Annotated in this window: 15 protein-coding genes; 10 read left to right on the top strand and 5 right to left on the bottom strand. The window is 46.7% G+C overall.

Annotated elements, in window-relative coordinates:
- The 8 genes from WJR50_RS07845 to WJR50_RS07810 all read left to right on the top strand — a co-directional run bounded on the left by WJR50_RS07845 (nucleotide 1) and on the right by WJR50_RS07810 (nucleotide 10,902).
- Complete coding sequence (locus WJR50_RS07845; RefSeq protein WP_341292696.1) at nucleotides 1-1,812, top strand: RagB/SusD family nutrient uptake outer membrane protein; 1,812 nt, start codon at nucleotides 1-3, stop codon at nucleotides 1,810-1,812.
- 380 nt (nucleotides 1,813-2,192) lie between these two features.
- Nucleotides 2,193-4,121, top strand: a complete 1,929-nt coding sequence (locus WJR50_RS07840; protein ID WP_341292695.1) for a ThuA domain-containing protein — start codon at nucleotides 2,193-2,195, stop codon at nucleotides 4,119-4,121.
- 56 nt (nucleotides 4,122-4,177) lie between these two features.
- Nucleotides 4,178-5,626 carry a Gfo/Idh/MocA family protein gene (locus WJR50_RS07835; protein WP_341292694.1) on the top strand — a complete coding sequence of 483 codons (1,449 nt, stop codon included), beginning with the start codon at nucleotides 4,178-4,180 and terminating at the stop codon, nucleotides 5,624-5,626.
- A gap of 74 nt (nucleotides 5,627-5,700) precedes the next feature.
- Nucleotides 5,701-7,131, top strand: a complete 1,431-nt coding sequence (locus WJR50_RS07830; RefSeq protein ID WP_341292693.1) for a putative oxidoreductase C-terminal domain-containing protein — start codon at nucleotides 5,701-5,703, stop codon at nucleotides 7,129-7,131.
- A gap of 71 nt (nucleotides 7,132-7,202) precedes the next feature.
- Nucleotides 7,203-8,189, top strand: coding sequence for a TRAP transporter substrate-binding protein (locus tag WJR50_RS07825; RefSeq protein ID WP_341292692.1), 987 nt, complete (start codon nucleotides 7,203-7,205; stop codon nucleotides 8,187-8,189).
- Between the two features lie 6 nt (nucleotides 8,190-8,195).
- On the top strand, nucleotides 8,196-8,672 hold the full coding sequence (locus tag WJR50_RS07820) for a TRAP transporter small permease (RefSeq protein WP_341292691.1): 477 nt from the start codon (nucleotides 8,196-8,198) through the stop codon (nucleotides 8,670-8,672).
- Nucleotides 8,672-9,970 carry a TRAP transporter large permease gene (locus WJR50_RS07815; RefSeq protein ID WP_341292690.1) on the top strand — a complete coding sequence of 433 codons (1,299 nt, stop codon included), beginning with the start codon at nucleotides 8,672-8,674 and terminating at the stop codon, nucleotides 9,968-9,970. Before WJR50_RS07820 ends, WJR50_RS07815 begins: the two co-directional genes overlap by 1 nt.
- Nucleotides 9,971-10,083: 113 nt before the next feature.
- Nucleotides 10,084-10,902 (top strand): SDR family oxidoreductase, encoded by an 819-nt coding sequence (locus WJR50_RS07810; RefSeq protein WP_341292689.1) that lies wholly within the window; start codon nucleotides 10,084-10,086, stop codon nucleotides 10,900-10,902.
- Nucleotides 10,903-10,928: 26 nt separating this feature from the next.
- Here WJR50_RS07810 and WJR50_RS07805 read toward each other — a convergent pair whose 3' ends face one another.
- On the bottom strand, nucleotides 10,929-11,087 hold the full coding sequence (locus WJR50_RS07805) for a hypothetical protein (RefSeq protein WP_341292688.1): 159 nt from the start codon (nucleotides 11,085-11,087) through the stop codon (nucleotides 10,929-10,931).
- Nucleotides 11,088-11,257: 170 nt separating this feature from the next.
- Nucleotides 11,258-13,969, bottom strand: a complete 2,712-nt coding sequence (gene cphA / locus WJR50_RS07800; protein ID WP_341292687.1) for a cyanophycin synthetase — start codon at nucleotides 13,967-13,969, stop codon at nucleotides 11,258-11,260.
- 90 nt (nucleotides 13,970-14,059) lie between these two features.
- Between cphA and WJR50_RS07795 the strand changes: the two genes are divergently transcribed.
- Nucleotides 14,060-14,977, top strand: a complete 918-nt coding sequence (locus WJR50_RS07795) for a cyanophycinase (RefSeq protein WP_341292686.1) — start codon at nucleotides 14,060-14,062, stop codon at nucleotides 14,975-14,977.
- Here WJR50_RS07795 and WJR50_RS07790 read toward each other — a convergent pair.
- Complete coding sequence (locus tag WJR50_RS07790; RefSeq protein WP_341292685.1) at nucleotides 14,952-15,893, bottom strand: isoaspartyl peptidase/L-asparaginase family protein; 942 nt, start codon at nucleotides 15,891-15,893, stop codon at nucleotides 14,952-14,954. The genes WJR50_RS07795 and WJR50_RS07790 overlap by 26 nt on opposite strands.
- Nucleotides 15,894-16,178: 285 nt before the next feature.
- On the opposite strand from WJR50_RS07790, the gene uxuA reads away from it, so the two are divergent.
- On the top strand, nucleotides 16,179-17,402 hold the full coding sequence (gene uxuA, locus WJR50_RS07785) for a mannonate dehydratase (RefSeq protein WP_341292684.1): 1,224 nt from the start codon (nucleotides 16,179-16,181) through the stop codon (nucleotides 17,400-17,402).
- Between the two features lie 197 nt (nucleotides 17,403-17,599).
- On the opposite strand, the gene WJR50_RS07780 is transcribed toward uxuA, so the two are convergent.
- Nucleotides 17,600-19,015, bottom strand: a complete 1,416-nt coding sequence (locus tag WJR50_RS07780) for a sulfatase family protein (RefSeq protein ID WP_341292683.1) — start codon at nucleotides 19,013-19,015, stop codon at nucleotides 17,600-17,602.
- A 78-nt stretch (nucleotides 19,016-19,093) separates the two neighbouring features.
- Nucleotides 19,094-21,853 (bottom strand): family 78 glycoside hydrolase catalytic domain, encoded by a 2,760-nt coding sequence (locus WJR50_RS07775; RefSeq protein ID WP_341292682.1) that lies wholly within the window; start codon nucleotides 21,851-21,853, stop codon nucleotides 19,094-19,096.
- Between the last annotated feature and the right edge of the window lie 121 nt (nucleotides 21,854-21,974).

Here is a 21,974-nt window from a genome sequence, read left to right as displayed (position 1 = left end):
ATGAAATTAACAACAAAAATATATACAAGCCTGGCCATCGTACTGGCGGTAATGATGACCAGCAGTTGCGAAGACCGTCTTGACGAGCAACCTCGTTCCGTACTTACGCCTGATTACTTCAGAACATCGGCCGGATTGCAGGCAGGGGTCACAGCCGCCTACGCACGTTTCAGGTATTTTTATGCCAACGAAGGGGGAATGAACATGACGGTGTACGGCACCGATGAGTATACCCATGCTCAACAGACCACTAATCCACCCCTCAATGTGTATGATGATCAGTTGAACCCTATTCTGGGAGATCTTGGAGCGGCCTGGAACAATGCTTATCCGGCGATCAATACCTGCAACGGTATCATTGAACTGGGTTCCGAAGCCACTGATCTGGAACCAGCAGAGCGCAATGCGCTCATTGCCGAGGCCAAGTTTATTCGGGCACAGTGGTATTTCATACTGGTGCAGCTCTTTGGCGGTGTTACCCTTGACCTGGGATCGGGACCTTTGCGGTTCAATACCAGCACGGAGAACCTTGCTACACGGGCTACACTGGCAGAAAGTTATGATGCTATCGTAGATGACCTGGTATCCATCACCGATGGAGGAGAAGATGATTTGCCGGATGCCAGACCCACCGATCCCGGTCGTGCCTGGAAAGCCAGTGCCTTGCACTTATTGTCTAAAGTATACCTGACCAGAGGCTGGTCGGATGCTGCTCAATCGGACGATTTCCAGAAGGCGTATGATACGGCGATAGAACTGATTAACAATAAAGCTACTTATGGAGTAGATTTGCTGCCCGACTTTGCCCAGGTGCATGAGCAGGGAAATGAGTGGAGTTCCGAAATCTTATGGCAAGTCAACTGGATTGACAATGTTATCTTCAATAACAACACTGCTTTTGGTGGACCAGGCTATCAGAACAGGAGTAATTTCTTTTTCAACCCTTTCTACGAACAGAATACACCTGGTGTCGCGCGAGATGTGGGGTATGGCCGGGTGTGGGTGAGATACTGCCCAACCTCTTACACCACCAACATTGCTTTTGCCGACAAGATCAATGATACCCGTTATGACAAGAGCTTTAGGACGGTCTGGTACGTAAACGATCCATCCCGCAACAATCCAAAGGGCCTTGAGCTAGGAGATACCGCCATCTGGATGGTGCCGGATTATCTGGCCGACGAAGTGGAGCCCACCATCAATGACAGAAGATACGTGGTTTTCACGCCTACCGAAGCCACCGATCCGGTTGCCTATTTCGGTGAAGGCACCAATTACGAGGATTACGATGGGTACAATGAGCAAAACAAGTACTACCCGGCACTGCTTAAGTTCCTCTCCACGCAACCGCGCGAAGGTAATGATCCCAATGTGACTTCGGTCCGCCCCTTCATTGTCTACCGCTTTGCCGAGACCTATCTGATTGCGGCTGAGGCTGCGCTCCGACTGGGAGATACGCAGGAAGCAGCAGATTTGATCAATGTGATCCGGACAAGGGCAGCGGCTCCCGGTGCCGAGGCCATCATGACCGCCAACACCCTGGCCGATCTGCAAAGTGAGGGCATAGACTATATCCTTGACGAACGCACCAGAGAGTTGGTAGGCGAGCAGATGCGATGGTTTGATCTGGTACGGACCGATAAATTGATTGAGCGCGTCAATCGCTACAATGACTATCCTGCACGACCTGGGGCCATCATTCCTGATCCTCAGCCCTTTCATACGCTGAGACCTATACCACAGGGACAGATTGATGCCTCAGTAAATCCAGAAGCTGAAAATGGACAGTATCCTCAAAATCCTGGGTATTGATAAAGAGTCTCTTGTTGTACAGTAAAGCTGAAGAAAAAAGATTGAGTAATAGAGCACGTTGTTTATCCGCCAGAAAAATGTCTGGCGGCTATTCTTTTTTTAGCCTATCTGATACTACAACAAATGGTTTTCATGCTCCAAAAGATAAATTTGCATCTTGAATAATGGAGGTGAATACAGGCTCTAAATTTTGCTATGAAATGCAGACAGAAATGGGCAATCGTTTGCATTCCAAAATAAGCATGCTATATTCAGATTTTTATGGTGCTTTAGCACTAACTTGTAAGATACACAACAACCTCAACATACGGATCATGTTTCATTCAGGAAAAATCGCGTTCCAGTTTTTTATTCTCTGCTTATTATGGAGCTTTTCAGGTATGTGCGCTTTACTTCAAGCGCAATCCCTTCCCGACATGTACATTACGGTGGATGCCGGTAAATATCATCGTCTGAATACCCCTGTTTCAGCTTCTTTAAATGACTTTCCACTGCATCTGGCAGATTATGATCTGCAACTGGTAGAAATTACCAATGGGCAGGAAAAGCCGATGGCTTCTCAACTGGAAACCGGCTATCAACCTCAACTGTACTGGGTACTGACAGGAGAAACACTACCCGGAAGCAGCAGAACTTTTAAGCTCAGCTTTATCTCCAAAAATACGAGCGAAAACGAAATCGGCTCCAAAGTGACTACCGAAGATACGGGTGAATCAGTGAAGCTAAAAGTAGAAGGCAAGGAAGTGCTGGCCTATCATTATGGGCTTACCCCCGAACCGGAAGGTGCTTCGCCTCTTTATCGCCGTGGGGGATATATTCATCCGCTGAAGTCTCCCGAAGGTGGCGTGCTTACCCGCGTACAGCCTCCCGACCATTATCATCATTACGGCATTTGGAACCCCTGGACCCATACCGAATACAAAGGTGAAGAAATTGACTTCTGGAATATCTACAAAGGCCAGGGTACAGTGCAGGTGAAAGATGTGCCTTTCGTAACAGAAGGTGATGTATACGGAAAAGTAACTGCCCTGCACGAGCACGTAGTTTTAGATACCCTCAATGCGGAAAATAACGAAGTTGCCCTGAATGAAGAATGGGACATACGGGTATGGAATACCGCTCCCGGGGCAGAAGTATTTCTGGTAGATTTTGTTTCTACCATGAATGCTCCTAACAGTCCGCTCACCATCAAAGAGTATCGCTACCAGGGATTTGGCTTCCGCGCCAATGCGCAGTGGGATGATCAAACGGCTACGCTGGTCACCTCTGAAGGTTATGGCAAATCCGATGGCAATGGTACCCGTGCCCGCTGGTGTTACATTTATGGACCTACTGATGCAGGTAAAGCAGGCGTTTTGTTTATGACTTCTCCGGTCAACTACAACTATCCTGAGCAACTGCGTATCTGGCCGACGGGTGCTAATGATGGTAAGGAGAATGTATTTTTCAACTTCAATCCTGCTCAGGATAGAGACTGGACACTGCAGCCCGGCAAAGAATACAGCCTTAAGTACCGTATGATGGTCTATGACGGAGAAATTGACAGTGCTACTGCCGAACGCTACTGGAATGATTTTGCTAACCCGCCCAAAGTTGAGCTAAGCGTAGTGCCTTCACTGGAAGGTAAAAAAGTGCTGGTCTACACCAAAAATGGTGAAGGCTTTGTGCATGATAATATTCCTGCTAGTATTGAAGCCCTCAAAAAGCTGGGTAAGGAAAATGGCTTTGAAGTGGTAGCTTCTGATGATCCCACGCTGTTCACTGAAGAAGATTTGCAGCAGTATGATGCGATGATCTTTTCCAATACCAATAATGATGTTTTTGACACCCAAGCCCAGGAGAAAGCTTTTCAGGAGTATATTCGTTCCGGAGGGGGCTTCGTAGGCATACATTCTGCCAGCGGTTCAGAGCGCGACTGGCCCTGGTTTGCCCAGATGCTGGGTGGTCGCTTCCTTCGTCATCCTCCCCGTCAGGATTTTGATGTGCATGTACTGGATAAAAACCATCCTTCTACTTCCTTTCTGCCCGATGTCTGGAAAGTAGAGATGGACGAATGTTATTACCTGAAGCATCTGAACCCTAGCAATCATGTGCTGCTGGCCGCCGACCTGACTACCGTAGAAGATGAAAAGAGAGGAGAATACCCTGATATTATTTTCGGAGATCAGTTTCCGCTGGCCTGGTACCATGAGTTTGATGGTGGACGCCAGTGGTACACAGCATTAGGTCACCGGATTGAACACTACTCCGACCCTACCTTTATGCGCCATATTCTGGGAGGTATCCAATGGGCAGTAGGAAGTGATTAACCCTGTAAAAATTCAAACTGAATACTAATAAGATTGATAGCCTAAACCTATACAACATGCAACAGAAGAATAAAAAAAATCATATCAGTAGAAGAGACTATCTCAAGAAGTCTGCGATTGGGGTAGCCGGAGCATTTGCAGTGCCTACCATCGTACCTTCTACGGTTTTTGGAAAAAATGCGCCCAGCAATAAGATCAACATTGGTCAGATTGGCTTCGGTAGAATTGCCCGGGGACACGACCTACCGGAAACGCTAAAATATGATGTAGCCAGAGTTATTGCGGTGAGTGATGTGGACAGCAAACGTAAAGAAGATGGTAAGCGCTTCATAGAAGGATGGTACGAAGAAAACAAGGGCAAGAAAAACTATGTGGATGTACAGATGTATGACGATTACCGTGAGATGCTTGCCAACTCTGACATTGATGCAGTCATCATCAGTACGCCTGACCACTGGCATGCACAGCCCGCCATTGAAGCAGCACTTGCCGGCAAAGACATTTATCTACAGAAGCCTACTTCTCTCACCATAGAAGAGGGTAGGGCAATGAGTAATATTATGCACCGCACCGGACAGGTATTTCAATTAGGTAGCCAGCAGCGCTCCATGGATCCCTGGCCTCAGTTTAAGAGGGCCTGCGAACTGGTGCGCAATGGCAGAATCGGAGAAGTACATACCGTAAAGGTAGGCTTGCCCGGAGATCCCGGAGGAGAGGAAGAGCCGCAAATGCCGATTCCTGAGAACCTGAACTATGACATGTGGCTGGGTTCTACGCCTTATGTTTACTACACTGAGAAGCGGGTACATCCGCAGGCACCTTATGGTGAAAATAAGTCTCCTTATTCACGTCCGGGTTGGTTACGCTGTGAGCAGTTTGGTGCCGGTATGATCACCGGCTGGGGCGTTCACCACATTGATATTGCACATTGGGGTATGGGCACTGAGTATACCGGTCCGGTAGAGGTGGAAGCTACGGCTAGCTTCCCTAAGTCTGGCTTGTGGAATGTGCACGGAGATTTTAACGTGACAGCGAAGTATGACAATGGGGTCACCATGCTGGTGAGTGGTGATTATCCCAATGGTGTACGCTTTGAAGGCTCCGAAGGCTGGATATTTGTGTCCCGGGGTAATGTGGCGGTCACTTCTTCTGATCCTAACTTTGGCACCTCCGAGGCCTTTGCTGCCAGCGACAGAAAAATCCTGGAATCTGAAATCGGAGAGGATGAAATCCATCTGTACGAAAGCCCTGAGCAGCATGGCAACTGGCTGGACTGCATCAAGAGTCGTAAGGAGACGATTTCTCCGGCTGAAGTAGCGCATCGTTCATGCAGTGCCTGCCTGGTGTCACACATTGCGATGAAAATACCCCGTAAGCTCTACTGGGACCCGGTGAATGAGCGTTTCAAAAATGATGATGAGGCTAACTCTATGCTGGCCCGCTCACAGAGATACCCCTGGGGCTACAAACATATTGATGCGCTGAAAGCTACTTACGCAAAATAAGTCTTTGATTTTACGATGGCCTGTATAGGTTTGTGAATTCTTACCTGTACAGACTATTTTGTAAAGAAAAAAACATGAACCTACGACAACCATTCCTTGCACTTGCTATAGCTATGATGTTACTGGCAGGATGCGCTGGCCCACAGGAAAACGAAAATTCTTCCGAAGAAACTAGTCCGATGAACAACTTTACAGGAGCCCCCGGAGAAGTGAAACTGATGACCCTGGACCCTGGCCATTTTCATGCGGCCCTGGTGCAGAAGTTTATGTACGAGCAGGTAGACTCAGTAGTACATGTGTATGCACCGGAAGGGGAAGATCTGCAAATGCACCTCCAACGTATTGAAGGCTTTAATACCCGCGAGGAAAATCCTACCACCTGGGTGGAAGAGGTATACACCGGACCGGACTTCTTTGAAAAAATGATGGAAGAGCAGCCCGGCAATGTGGTGGTACTTTCCGGAAACAACGCCAAGAAAACCGAATATATCAAAGCTTCGGTAGAGGCAGGGCTCAATGTGTTGGCAGATAAACCTATGGTTATTAAGCCCTCAGAATATCCCGCATTAAAATCTGCACTGGAGACTGCGCAGGAAAATGGTGTGCTGCTGTATGATATCATGACCGAGCGTTATGAGATCACGACCATGCTGCAGAAAGAACTGGCGCAGGTGGCTGAAGTCTTTGGCGAACTGGAAAAAGGTACCCCTGAAAACCCTGCCATCTCTAAAGAAAGCGTGCACCACTTTTTTAAATATGTGGCTGGTAGCCCACTCATTCGTCCCGCCTGGTTTTTTGATACTGATCAGCAGGGTGAAGGTATTGTAGATGTATCAACCCACCTGGTAGACCTGATCCTCTGGGAATGTTTTCCCGAAGAAGTCATTGATACCGCCAATACTGAAGTGGTAAGTGCCCGCCATTGGCCCACAAAACTAACACCTTCACAGTTCAATAGAGTAACCGGCCTCAATGAATATCCCGATTACCTGCAAAAAGACATAGAAGATGATTCGGTGCTGAATACTTATGCCAATGGTGAGTTTGTGTTTACCACTCGCGGTGTACATGGCAAGGTATCGGTCATGTGGAATTTTGAGGCCCCTGAGGGTGCTCTGGATACTCACTATTCTATGATGCGGGGCAGCCTGGCTAATCTGGTCATCCGTCAGGACGAGCCGCAGAATTATAAGCCTACGCTCTATGTTGAGCCTACCGCTGCCGTGGAGGATCAGCAGGAATTTGAGCAGAAACTGCAATCGGCAATGGAAACACTTGGTGACAAATATCCGGGACTGAGCATGCAAAAAGCTGAAACGGGCTGGGAGGTCATCATTCCTGAAGAATACAAAGTAGGACATGAGGCGCACTTCTCTCAGGTAACCCAAAAATACCTGGATTATCTGGTAGAAGGTGAACTGCCGGAATGGGAAGTAGCCAATATGATCGCCAAGTACTACATCACCATGAAGGCTTATGAAATGAGCAGAGCGCAGGTGAAGTAAAAACCTTTTCATAGTAGCTGACCTGGAATTTCTCTTGAGTAGATTATTGTGTGTATGAAAATTATATGTAGATGAGTAAAAAATTCGTGATACAAAAAAACTGTTGGCTTTTCGTACTGCTAATATTTTTTGGCTGTAAGGACAATGAGGACGTGCGGGTACTAAGACTAGGTCATGGCTTGTCAGCCGACCATTCTGTGCATAAGGCAATGGTATTCATGGCCGAACGTCTGGAAGAAAAATCTCAGGGTAAAATGCAACTTAAGATTTATCCGAGTGAGCAGCTGGGGGCGGAGAGAGAATGTCTGGAGATGCTGCAGTTTGGTAGTCTCGCCATGACCAAAGTATCAGCTGCTGTAATGGAAAGCTTTGCGGAAGAATATAAAGTGCTGGGATTACCCTACTTATTTGAAAGTAAAGCGCATGCCTTCAAAGTACTGGACGGAGAAATTGGCCAAGAAATACTCCAGTCAGGGGAAAAATATTGGCTTAAAGGTTTAGGCTTTTACGATTCCGGCTATCGTAGCTTTTATACCAAAGAACGTCCTATCAACACGCCTTCAGATCTGGAAGGCATGAAGGTGAGGGTGATGAAAAGTAATACTGCTATTGAGATGGTGCAGGCCATGGGAGGTTCACCTACCCCTATCTCCTGGGGTGAACTGTATACCGCCTTACAAAGTGGTGTAGTAGATGCTGCTGAAAATAACCCGCCCAGCTTTTACCTTTCGCGTCATTACGAAGTCTGCAAATACTATTCTATTGATCAACATACACAGGTGCCGGATGTGTTTCTCATCAGCCAGATTGTCTGGAACAAACTGAGTGAAGAAGAGCAGCAGTGGGTGCTGGAAGCAGCGCAGGAATCAGTAGAACGGCAGCGGGTATTGTGGGAAGAATCAGAGCAGGAAGCGATGGAAGCCGTAAAGGCTGCCGGAGTGGAAATCAACTATCCCGAAAAAGCCCCTTTCCAGCAAGAGGTGCAAACTGTGTACGAAGATTTTAGAAATAACGAAAAACTATACTCCCTTATCCAAAGAATCAGAGCGGTACAATAATACACTATGAGATTTAGATACATAATAGACCAGATTGTAAGATGGATATTGATCATATTGATGACGGTGATCGTCTTGGATGTGAGCTTACAGGTAGTGAGCCGTTATTTGTTCCAATCACCCCTGGGCTTTACCGATGAGCTGGCGGGCTTCCTTCTTGTTTGGGTAGGACTTTTAGGCTCAGCTTATGCCACCGGAGAAAAACAGCACCTCGCCATTGACCTTATTTCAGGCAGCTTGACTCCCAAAACCAAAAGGTATATGGATCTGCTGATCAACTTTTTCGTAGTGGCTTTCGCCCTGGGCGTACTAGGCGTAGGCGGAGTATGGTTGGTATATACCAGCTTCATCTTCGGACAGGTATCCGCTTCTCTGCAGGTTTCCCTGGGTTATGTCTATCTGGTAGTACCCATTTCCGGGCTGCTCATCGCCTACTATTCAATTGATAATACATACAACGAACTACACACAGCAACGCAATAATGGAGGTTTTTGAAGTCTTAGTACTGGTCATCACTTTTGTCTTTTTTATCGCTATCGGAGTACCTATCGCCTACTGCATCGGTCTGGCGGGTATCATCACAATGTTATTGTCCATAGATTATTTGCCTGCTGTTACCACTTTTGCTCAGCGAATGGCGACCGGTTTGGATAGCTTTACGCTTTTGGCAATTCCCTTATTCATACTGGCAGGACAGTTGATGAATACCGGAGGAATCGCCACCCGCCTGATAGAGTTTGCCAAAGTAATCGTTGGCCGTCTGCCGGGAGGTCTGGCAGTGGTAAATATTCTGGCAAATATGCTTTTCGGAGCCATATCCGGTTCTGCCGGAGCTGCGGCATCTGCTATCGGTACCATTATGCATCCTCGTATGAAGAAGGAAGGCTATAATGAAAATTTCAGTGCAGCAGTCAATATTTCATCGGCCACTACGGGCTTAGTCATTCCTCCCAGCAATATTCTGATTATTTATTCGCTGGCGAGTGGTGGAGTTTCTATCGCAGCCTTATTCCTGGCTGGATACATTCCCGGCGTTTTAACAGGTATTGCCCTCATTGGCTTTGCGGCCGCGCATGCCTACCGGCATAATTATCCAACCGGTGATAAAGTGCCCTTGAAAGAAGGTATCTACAAATTACTGGCGGCTTTGCCTAGCTTATTGCTGCTGGTGATCATTTTGGGTGGTATCGTAGCAGGAGTATTTACCGCAACTGAAGCATCAGGTGTGGCGGTGATTTATTGTCTGGTACTGGCTTTTATCTATCGGGAAATTAGCTGGAGTGATCTGCCGGGAATTCTGATCCGAACCACCCTGACTACCTGTATTGTACTGCTGATGGTGGCTGCTTCCATTGGCTTATCCTGGGTAATGGCTTTTGAAGAAATTCCTCAGAACGTAAGCGAAGCACTTCTACAGCTTAGCGACAGCCCTTTTCTCATTCTGCTCATCATTAACATTATACTACTCTTTGTGGGGGTATTTATGGATATGACGCCAGCGGTACTGATCTTTACACCTATCTTTTTACCGGTAGTAACGCAACAGTTGGGCATAGACCCGGTACATTTCGGTATCGTGCTGATCATGAACCTTTGTGTAGGCTTATGTACGCCACCGGTAGGAACAGTACTGTTCATCGGTTGTAGCGTAGCCAATATCAAAATACAATCAGTCGTCCGGCCATTGTTGCCCTTTTTTATTGCCATGATCATCGTACTGATGCTGGTAACCTACATACCGGAGATCAGTCTTTGGCTACCCAGACAATTTGGATTTTAGAAGTAGAGAGGAGGAAGTAGGGGGCTGGAAGCTTGAAGTTTTGATTTATTTTCCTCTTCGGACTTCCTACTTCCATCTTCCAGCCAAATCATTAAAACTTAAATAAAAGAAGCATGAACAATAACCTATTTGACGTAAAAGGAAAAGTCATCGTGATTCCCGGCGGCGGAGGTGTACTGGGAGGCGCTATGGCGAAAGCATTACTGGAACAGGGGGCCAAGATCGCGATTCTGAGCTTGCATGAGTCTTCTGCCAGTAAAAGAGTAGAAGAGCTGAAAGCCTTGGGAGACGATGTAGTTGGATTTGCCTGTGATGTGACCTCCAGAGAAAGTCTGGAAGAAGTCAATCAGAAAATTTTAGAGAAATGGGGAAGAATAGATGTACTGATCAATGCGGCCGGGGGCAATATGCCGGGGGCTACCGTATCTCCTGAGCAAACCGTCTTTGATGTATCGGTTGATGCACTGAAGAAAGTCCTGGACCTCAACCTGATGGGTTCGGTATTGCCTACGCTGGTCTTTGGGAAGGCTATGGCCGAGCAAAAATCCGGCAGTATCATCAATATTTCTTCTATGGCGGCTACCCATTCCATTACCAGAGTGCTGGGCTACTCTATCGCCAAGGCAGGAATAGACATGTTTACCAAATGGATGGCGATGGAAATGTCCATGAAATTTGGAGATGGCATACGGGTGAACGCAATAGCTCCCGGCTTTTTTATTGGTAAGCAAAATGAAAGACTATTGACCAATGAAGACGGTTCATTGACCCAGCGGGGAGAAACCATCATCAAAAATACGCCCATGCAGCGTTTTGGAGAGGCGGAAGAACTAAATGGTGCAGTGCTCTACCTGTGCAGTGATGCTTCCAAATTTGTGACGGGTACCATTATTCCGGTAGACGGAGGGTTTAGCTCTTTCAGTGGAGTTTAGAAAAGACTTTTCAAGATCATGATGTACTAAAAAGGGGTTTTAAAGCTGTCTTTCATATGATGGGTGCTTTGAATAGCTTCCAAAGCACCGGCTATATTCTTCTCATAACTGGCTTTGATTTCTGATAACGTACGAATATGATGCTGAATGGCAATATGAGCAGGTCTTTCCAAAACTTTTTCCATAACATAGATTTTACACAACTTACGTAAGTGAGGTCTGGATTGGATTTCACTTGAAAAATAAATTAAGAGGTGTTGGTCTTAGGAAAACCAGCCTAAACTTTAGAACGATTCCTTAATGTTTGTGATGTATATCATCCATAAATCAATTCATATGGTTAAGTATCACTACATTACGGGATTGGAGGCTCCGGTTTTAATTCAGTAGTACTGAATGCTTCATCACTTATTCCCATGACATTCTGAAGCTCTTGGGCTGAAATCTGATATAGTCTTTGGGCTTCTTCTTCTTTATACTCCATTACCTTTGCCACGGCTTCTGCAATGGCATCAGTACAAAGTACAATCAGTGAACCCGGCTTGGCATTATGAATAGCATGGTCAATTGCTTCAGCCTCGCTGGGAATTATGCTTATTTTTTTGTGCTTGTCTATCTTATGAATGCCTGCAATCAGCATCTCAGAAATTTCATCCTGGGTTTTGCCCCGCAGATCCCGATCTATCCGAATGATGATTTCGTCAAACATTTCAGAAGCTATACGGCCAACTTCCTCGGTATCCTCTCTGCGCCGGTCTCCAATGCCTGTAATGATGCCTACTTTATGATTACTCTCCAGCTTGTTGATCAAACCTTGCAGAGCCCTGAGACCGGCAGGGTTGTGGGCATAGTCCAGCAGAAAGCGAAAGTTTTTGAAGGTAAACATATTGAGTCTGCCGGGAGTCTGTGAAGGAGAAGGTGCAAAAGATTCCAGCGCTGACCGAATGTCTTCAATAGTAAGCTTATTGATGATACCTGTGAGTACGGCGGGTAGTAAATTCTGAATCATGAAGGTCGCCTTTCCTCCAAAAGTCAATGGAACATTGATGGCTTTAGTTACCCTGAGTTTCCATTCTCCTTTGCAGATGGTGATGTACCCGTTTTCCCAAACTGCGGCAAGTCCGCCCTTATGGATATGCTCCTGAATACGAGGGTTTTGTTCGTTAAGAGAAAACAAAGCTACCTGGCATTCCAGGGATTCACCCATTCCATACACCAGGTCATCATCTGCATTGAGGATGGCATACCCATCTTTATGCACTGATTCCGGTATCACAGATTTTACGCGGGCCAGCTGCTCCATGCTATGTATGCCCTTTAGCCCCAGATGATCAGCACTGATATTGGTCACTATCCCGATATCACATTGGTCAAATCCCAGTCCGGCACGCAACAAGCCACCGCGTGCTACTTCAAGCACCGCATAATTAACGATAGGGTCTTTGAGTACAAACTGAGCACTTTTCGGACCGGTACAATCTCCCTTCATCTGAAGGTGATTGTTCACATAAATACCATCGGTAGTAGTAAAGCCTACTTTGTAGCCGTACATTTTCATCATATGGGCAATAAGCCGGGTAGTGGTAGTTTTACCATTGGTACCGGTGATGGCCACGATGGGAATACGGTAAGAAGAGCCGGGAGGGTAGAGCATGTCAATGACTGGGGCCGCAACATTACGAGGCAGACCGTAAGTAGGAGATAAGTGCATACGAAACCCAGGAGCAGCATTAACTTCCAGTATTGCACCTCCTGTTTTTGCCAGAGGAAGGCTTATATCTGTAGTCATGACATCAATACCACATATATCCAGGCCGATGATTTTAGAAATTCGTTCGGCCATGAACTCATTTTCAGGATGCACTTTATGCGTGACATCAGTCGCAGTGCCTCCGGTGCTCAGGTTGGCGGTATCTTTCAGCTTAAGCAATTTTCCCTGGGGCAGTACAGTTTCTAAAGTATATCCTTCAGCCTTCAGTATGTTTCTGGTCATGGAGTCTACTTTGATAGCGGTAAGCACTTTTTCATGCCCATAGCCTCGGCGTGGATCCAGGTTTATCTCGTCTATCAACTGCTGAATGCTGTCTTTGCCATTTCCTACTACATGGGCTGGTGAGCGTTTGGCAGCGGCTACCAGCTTGTGATTGATGACCAGTAAACGGTAGTCGTCTCCTTCAATATGCTTTTCTATTATCACTGCTTTGGAGACCTGCTGCGCTTCAGTAAAAGCCTGCCTGGCCGTTTCCCAATGAGTAATATCCGCGGTGATTCCCCTTCCGTGATTTCCATTGATAGGCTTAATTGCCAGGGGATAACCAAGTTTCTGGACCGCTGATTTTAGCTCTGCCATATTATGGATGATGCTTCCTTTGGGTACAGGTATTTCAGACTGTTCCAATAAGTGTTTGGTATCGGTCTTATCACATGCCAGTTCTACGCTGATGCTGCTGGTTTGGCTGGTCACGGTTGCCTGTATTCGCTTCTGGTTAGCACCATAACCCAGCTGGCATAATGACTGTTGGTTTAGCCTGATCCAGGGAATTCCTCTGGATACCGCTTCGTCAATGATAGCACCGGTGCTGGGACCAAGGCGTTCCTGCTCCCGCAGTTCTTTCATTTTTTGGATATCCTCTTCCAGGGAATAGGGCTGCTCAGCGATCAGGGCTTCTGCAATGCGTACGGCAGCTTTGGCTGCATAGCAACCCGCTTCTTCTTCCATATAAGCGAATACCACCTGATATACTCCTTTCTCTCCATAGGAGCGGGTACGGCCGAAACCCACGTCCATTCCGGCCAGAGTCTGTATTTCTAAAGCGATATGCTCAATCACATGCCCCATCCAGGTGCCATCTTTTACCCGGAGAAAAAAACCACCCGGAGCACCCTCGGAGCAATGGTGCTCATGCAATGAAGGAATCAAGGTTTTTAACCTGTCATAAAAACCTTCAATAGTATGCGTTGGCCTTTCTTCCATCTCTTCCAAATCCAGCGTCATGACAATCAGCTTATGCCGACGGATAGACCAGTAGTTAGGCCCTCGCATCACATTTATGTTCCTTATCTGCATGTAAGTTTAAGTTAGACTTTCATAGTTTACTAAATATACAAAAGCTAGTTTTACGGTAATTGTTAGATATAAAATTTTATACGATAAATAATGATGAATTCCAAAGTTAAGGGAACTATTATACCCATAGGTGGAAATGAGGATAAGGGAACACACAGGGATGAGTCAAATCAATTGAATTTTGTACAGAAAAGTATCCTGGCACGCGTCATAAAGGAGTGTAATAAGCCGCAACCTCTGATCGTCGTGATTACTACAGCTTCCAGTATTCCGCAAGAGGTGGGGGATAAATATAAAGCGGCCTTCGGGCAGTTTGATGCTATCAAAGTGCACATTTTGGACATACGTGAAAAGGCACAATGCGAAATTCCTGAAAATTTATCATGGATAGAGAAAGCAGATTGTGTAATGTTTTCTGGTGGAAATCAATCTAAAATTACCCGAATTATTCGTGAGAGTCCCTTGCATCATCTGCTGATGAGGCGCTATAAGGAGGAGAAGGGTTTTGTGATCGCGGGTACCAGTGCCGGTGCTATGTCTATGTCGGCAGACATGATTACCGGGGGTAAATCTACGGAAGCACTCTTTAAAGGAGCGGTTAAAACCGGGCTGGGGATGGGATATATTCCTGACCTGATTATTGATTCCCATTTTATACAGCGAGGGCGTTTTGGGCGATTGATGGAAGCGGTAGCCCGTTTTCCACATTTACTCGGAGTAGGTCTGGCCGAAGATACGGGTCTGGTTATCAAAAACTGCAACGAATGCGAAGTCATTGGCTCCGGTATGGTGGTACTGGTTGATCCTTCCCAACTGACACACAATCATGAAGAAAGTTTGGAAGAAGGCACGCCTATGTCACTTTCCAACCTTATTGTACACGTACTCTCGGTGGGTGATCATTTTCGCCTGGATAGCCGTGAACTAGAAATCTTACCCATGAATATTGATGCCAAGCGGCTCTTAGAAAAGCCATATCCCATTAAGCTTCGTCGTAAATTGCGATAATCTCACGGCTTGCGGTTTTGGAAGCACGGTACATTCCTTCGGTATTAAAAGGCATGCTTATGTTGCCCTCGGCATTGACTGCCACCAAGCCTCCATCACCCCCCAATTGGGGAAGTCGCTCCATGACTACTTCCCGGCAGGCTTGCTCCAGTGTATAGTTTTTATATTCTATGAGGCAAGAGACATCATAAGCCACTACGCCTCGTAGAAAGTACTCACCACTGCCGGTACAGGATACTGCGCAGGTCTGATTATTGGCATAGGTGCCTGAGCCAATGACAGGGCTGTCACCAATGCGACCCCAACGTTTGTTGGTCATGCCCCCGGTAGAAGTTGCTGCAGCGATATTACCATAGCAATCACAAGCTACGGCACCTACTGTACCCATCTTCTTGGGTGGCTTCTGAGAACGATCAACGGAATGATCTAGCTGAAAAGCGTCGGTATCTTTGATTTTTTGCCACTGATCAAAACGAAACTGATCGTAAAAATAGGCTTCATCGGCAAACTCACATTGCATCTGGCGAGCAAACTCTATAGCTCCGGAACCTGCCATAAATACATGTTCTGATTTTTCCATCACGAGGCGGGCCAGCCGGATAGGGTTTTTTATTCCGTAAACTAAAGATACCGCTCCTGCATTTCGCTGCCGCCCATCCATGATAGAAGCATCCATTTCGTGCTTACCCTGGGCCGTAAATACTGAGCCTCTTCCCGCATTAAACAAGGGGCAGTCTTCCAATATACTTACCGCGATTTCTACCGCATCAAGGGCGCTTCCCTGATGATGTAAATGCTGATAGGCCATACGTACTGCATCCTGTAATGCATCAGTATAACGAATTTCCAGCTCGGGTTTCATTTCGGAACGAAGAATAGTTCCCGCGCCTCCGTGGAGGGCAATGGCGATAGACATGGCTTTAAATCGGCTAAAAAATGAAGTAAAATTTAATGACCACCAAGCTCAATATCCTATAATAAGCTAAGGTGAGGGATTGGCTGTCTATATATACATTTAAACAGGCTTTCTGTTAGCAATTTCAAAAAATAATTACGTAAACAGGGGGAGTTCAGACATTTTTATGCATTGATAAGGCTTCCTTTACCTTTATCCAAGGAATAGATATCTTGCAGGGTATAACATGAAAAGAGCTTAAGGCTCTGAAGCTTTAGCAGTAAACAACCTACACCAATAGATACAATGCATATGGACAGTGAGCAAAAATTACACTCCAATCAGTCAAAACTATTCCCCACCTGGCGCTGGTTTGGTCCGGACGATGCCGTTACACTTCCTGAGATCAGACAGGTGGGTGCCGAAGGTATAGTCACTGCATTGCACCATATCCCCTGCGGAGAAGTATGGAGCATTGAGGAGATCAGCCGGAGAAAGGAAATGATTGACAATGCCGGATTCCGATGGAGCGTGGTAGAGAGTGTCAACATCCATGAAAGTATCAAAACCGGAGCCTCTGATCGTGACGATTACATAGACAAATACCAGCAGACCTTAATCCATCTGAGTAAGTGTAACATCAAAACCGTCTGCTACAACTTTATGCCGGTGCTGGACTGGACCCGTACCCAGTTGCAATACCAACTGGATGATGGCTCGTATGCTTTGCGCTATGATCCGGTAGCGCTGGCTGCTTTTGAACTATACATTTTGAAGAGAAAGGAAGCCGAAGAAATCTATACCGAAGCGCAAAAGCAGAATGCGCATGCATACCTGCAAAAGCTTTCCGAAAGCGAAAAAGATACCCTGCAGCAAACCATCATGGCCGGACTACCGGGCACCGACGAAGTATTTACGCCCGAAGAGTTTATGGCCCATCTGGAACGCTATAAGGATATTGGTGAACAGCAGCTCAGAGAAAACCTGGCTTATTTCCTAAGCAAAATCATTCCGGTAGCCGAGGAGTATGATATCAATATGTGCATTCATCCCGATGATCCTCCTTTCCCCATACTGGGCTTACCCAGAGTAGTGCGTACCGAAGAAGACCTGAAGTATATCCTCAATAGCGTGCCTTCCATGCACAATGGCATCACCTTCTGCACCGGTTCCTTAGGTGCCCGAAAAGACAATGATTTACCCGGCATCGTCCAGCGTTTGGGCGACAAGATTCATTTTCTGCACCTGCGAAACGTACAGCACAATCTGGATGGTAGCTTTCATGAAGCTGATCATCTGGCGGGCAGTACCGATATGTTTGCGGTGATGAAGGCAGTGATTGAAGAGCAGCAAAAAAGACTGCAAAGTGGCAGGGAAGATGTAGCCATCCCTATGCGACCCGATCACGGACACCAGTTCCTCTTTGATGCCGACCGCAAATTCTATCCTGGCTACTCCGCTGTGGGCAGGATGAGAGGACTGGCCGAACTCCGGGGTTTAGAGCTGGGCATTCGCCGTTTAATCACCTGAAAATCCATACGCTAAAGCGAAGCTATTTCTAAGAAAAGTACAAATATGCATCTGCTGAAGCTATGATGGAGAAAAAACGAAGGATCCATGGACAAACAGTGGAGGTAAGTAGGACTTAGGCTGAGAGGAATTTATACGAAATGTACAATTCCCCCTTTCTTACTTTAACCAACATCTGCCAATAGAAAATCTATGCTTCAGGGCGTATAGGGCACAGTTTGCCTTTCATCTACCTCATAACCCCATTCTGCAATATACTCCATTCCCGGACGAAACTCATCCCCCTGGGCTTTTAGCTTTTGGGTAAGCAGGGCATCCAAAGCAGCCTGTAGCGTATCATATTCGGGCTCATCAATGAGATTGTTCATCTGATAAGGGTCCTGCTGGTTATCAAACAATTGCCAGGGACCTTTCAGGTTGCGGGTGTAGGTATAGCGCAAAGTGCGTAACCCCCGGTATTCCCTCCCTCCGTGGTCAAAGCGGTTCCACTGTCCGAAAGGCTGTACACAACTCAAGACAGTAGCGGTATCGGGTAGAGGCGCCTCTCCTTGGAGAAAAAGGCTGTAATCCTGTCCTTCTACGGTTTCAGGGATTTCTATCCCGCTCAACCCCAGCAGGCTAGGCATGATATCGTAGGAATTGATCAGTGCTTTATATTCACCGGAAGAGAGTTGTGGCGCGCGAATGAGCATGGGAATACGGATGGACTCTTCATAAGCCTGCTGTTTTTTATAGGCCCGGTGTGAGCCCAGCAAGTCACCGTGGTCGGAAGTGAAGAGGATGATTGTATTATCAGCAATGCCTGCTTCTTCAATGGTCTGTAAAATTTCGCCTACCATATCATCCAAAGCGGTGCAGTGAGCATAATAGCCAGCCAGATCTTTGCGCACTTTCTCCTCCATATCAGGAGGTACATTAGGGTGAAGTTGTAGCGCTGCAGGATCATACATATCCTGGTACTTTTGAGGAGCTGTATGATAAGGGGCATGAGGTGTACCCCAGCTTAAGAATAGCAGAAAAGGACTTTCGCCCTCCGCCCGCTCCCTTATGTATTGCTGGGCGTCTTGAGCTTGCGCTATGGCGTCATAACCTTCCCAGAACTTTTTCTCAGGAGAATCACCAGCGTAGTAAGCCGAATTGTTGTAATTGTGGGTACATTCTAAAGCTTTCCAGTACTGAAACCCCTGTCGGCGGCCTCCCGGAGGGATGAAGCTACTACGTCCGTTGCCATCCAGATGCCATTTGCCGATGTAGCCCGTTTGATAACCGGCATTCGCATAAACTTTTGCGAGCGTAACAGCATTAGTATCCAGTTGCACATCGTTCATAAAAAGTCCGTGAGTTAATGGCCTTTGTCCGGTCATCACAGATGCACGATGGGGTGTACAGACCGGCATGCCGGATACGGCAAGACTTACATTGGTGCTATTGGCAGCCAACTGATCAATATTTGGCGTTTGTACATTAGTGTCACCAGCATAGCCAAAAGCCTGCGCTCTCCACTGATCGGTATGCAGAATGATAACATTAGGCTTTGACTTCTTCTGGCAAGAGATACTCAGTAGTCCAGTCAGCAGGAGAAGGCAAAAACAAAAGCTTTTTCGGATATTCATGAACGTAATAGGTTGATGTTCAATACTAGAATGTAAAATAATTTCTTACGACTTTAATCTTCAATCTTCCAGCATTGGCTATTTTAAAGGCTTGAGATTTATACGGGAAGTAAAAGCATAGTCACCAGAGCCTAGCTTCAGTACTACTTTGCCTTTTTCCATTCCTACCACTTCAATTTCGGTGAGACTGGAGAGGTCTTTACCATTTTCTTCCACACTTTCAAGCGTATTGGTGGGTACATATACGGTAGCAGTAGTATTGGCAGGAATACTAATATTCATGCTAAGCTTTTTCCCATTCAGTTTCCACCGAGAGCTTATTTTACCATTGATAGATTCATAGCTGGCATTAACGTATTCCATGCTGGGATCAATGACTGGCTTGATGATCAGTTTGCGATAGCCGGGGCCATCAGTATCTATTCCGGCAGCGTGCATAAACATCCATTCCGCAATAGACCCATAGGCATAGTGGCTGAAGGAATTCATGGCTGCATTCTGACTGCCACCGAAACCTTCTTCTAGGGTATAGCTGTTCCAGCGCTCCCAGATAGAGGTACTTCCGTTGACTACCGAGTACCCCCAGCTTGGATATTCTGTTTGCTGAAAAAGAGCATAAGCAAGCTCAACGTAGCCATATTGGGTAAGGGCCAAGACCACGTGTTTGGAGCCCAGAAAGCCGGTGCTGAATTTATTGCCATTCTCTCTAATCTGCCTGGCCAGACGAGCTGCCCCCAGCTCCGCCAAAGCTTCAGGATAAAGTCCCATGTAAAGTGCCAGCGCATAAGAGGTTTGTGTATCTTCGGTAGTGCTACCATCAGCTTTGATGTACTTTTCTGCAAAAGCTTTTTTGATATTTTCAAAGAGCTGCTGATAGTGGCGAGCATCTTCTGTTTTACCCAGTGCCTCTGCCATCTCTGCCATCAGTCTGGCATCGTAGCCATAATATACCGAACCTATAAAATCGTGGGAAGTCGCTTTGCCTACATTGAGCCAGTCGCCAAAATTGTTACCTCCTCCGGGGCGTAGATAGTTGTCACTGGCGGCAGCCTGAAACGCCATAAACTCCTGCATACTGGGATATAGCTCTTCCAGGATACGGGTGTCCCCATAAACCTGGTACATGGTATGGGGAATGATGATGCCGGCATCCATCCAGGCCGGTGAGTACTGATCGGGACGTGAGTAGGGGAAAGGGGCAAAGTTAGGATAAGCGCCGAACCACCGCTGGGCATCTTTGAGGTCTACCAGCCATTTCTTGAAGAAAGCGGCCACGTCGGCATTGTAGGTAGCGGAGCGTGCGTAAATCTGCGCGTCGCCTGTCCAGCCCAGTCTTTCGTCACGCTGAGGACAGTCGGTCGGTACTTCAAAATAGTTGGCAAACTGGGTAGTAAGAATATTTTGATAGAGCTGATTATTCAAAGGGTTGGAACATTCAAAGGTACTTCTTTGCGGGGTGTCAGAATTCATCACGATGCCAGTGATTGTACCACTTTGTGGTGCTTCGGGCAGTCCACTCACCTCCACATATTGAAATCCATGATAAGTGAACTTAGGCTCCCATACTTCTTCCCCATCGCCTTTGAGAATGTAGGTGTCGGTAGCCCTTGCCTTGCGCAGATTTTCGGTCATGAGGGTACCATCAGCGTTGAGCATCTCTCCAAAGCGCAAGGTGATTTTCGTGCCTTCCGCCCCGCTCACCTTGAGGCGGGCCTTACCGGCAATATTTTTGCCCAGGTCAAAAATATAGGTTCCTTCTTCCGGTTCGGTAATTTCCAGAGGCGTAATTTCTTCCTGATACTGTACTGTTACTCCCGGATAAGCCTCCACTTTACCGCTGGAGTAAGTATCCAGTTTGACGTTCTTCCAATCCTGAGCGTTAAAGCCTGCCTGATCCCAGCCTTGCTGCTCCATCCGGGCGTCGTAGGTTTCCCCCATGATGATATCCGCTTCGCGGATAGGGCCTTCGCTGCCCTGCCAGGATTGGTCCGAAGCAATGATCTGTCTGCTGCCATCTTCATATTCAATTTCCAACTGGCCCATAAAGGAAGGGGTTACTCCATAAAACTCTCGCACCTTATCCAGCCTGACCAACAGCGCATAGCCCAGGTAGCCTGAATACCATCCATCAGAGATGATGGCGCCTATCGCATTATTACCTGATTTTATCAGATCAGTGACATCATAAGTATTGTAGTAAACCCTTTTATTATAATCTGTCCAGCCGGGGGTAAAGTAGCTTTCACCCACCCTTTGACCATTGATATGCAGCTCATACAGTCCCTTAGCGGTGGCATATACTTTTGCACTTTTGACAGGCTTGTCAGTGTTAAACTCCTTTCTCAGATAGCGGGCCGGTGGCAGATACAGTTCCTGATAAAGGTCAGTAGTATCGTAGCCAACATCGTGGGTGATCCAGCGAGCTTGCCAGTCAAAAAAGCCCAGGAGACCCATGCTCCAGTGGGCAGGTTCACTCCAGGCAGAGGCATTTCCGTCCTGATCCCAAACTCTGACTTTCCAGTAGCAGTCCTGCCTGCTTTCCAGGGATTTGCCTTCATAGCTGATCTGATTAGTGACCTGTGAGCTAATTTTCCCGCTATCCCATAAATCTCCTTCATTACCCGCTAGCTTTTCGGGGGTAGAGGCTACCAAGATATGATAAGCAGTTTGTTGCTGATTGCGAAGTCCGGAAGTCACAATCCAGCTTAGCCGGGGTTGAAGGTCATCTATGCCCAGTGGATTTTCGCGGTATTCACATCTTAAAAATTCTGGCTGTAGGTCAGCCATAGCAAGGGTAGACATAAGTATGCCTGAGCATAAAAGGCTAAATAATTTCATTTCAGGTTGTCTGCGTGTAGGTAAATGCAATCATGATTCAGCCCATTTTCATTCAGTATCATAAAAAAGAAGATGAGCTGATGCTAAAAAATATCAAGACCAGCTTGTTTTTCCTAGTCAT

It is taken from the genome of Catalinimonas locisalis (assembly GCF_038039535.1).
In the GTDB taxonomy this organism is placed as follows: Bacteria; Bacteroidota; Bacteroidia; order Cytophagales; family Cyclobacteriaceae; genus Catalinimonas.
The sequence above is the reverse complement of the archived record's forward strand: the minus strand, read 5'-3'. Positions and strand labels throughout refer to the sequence as shown.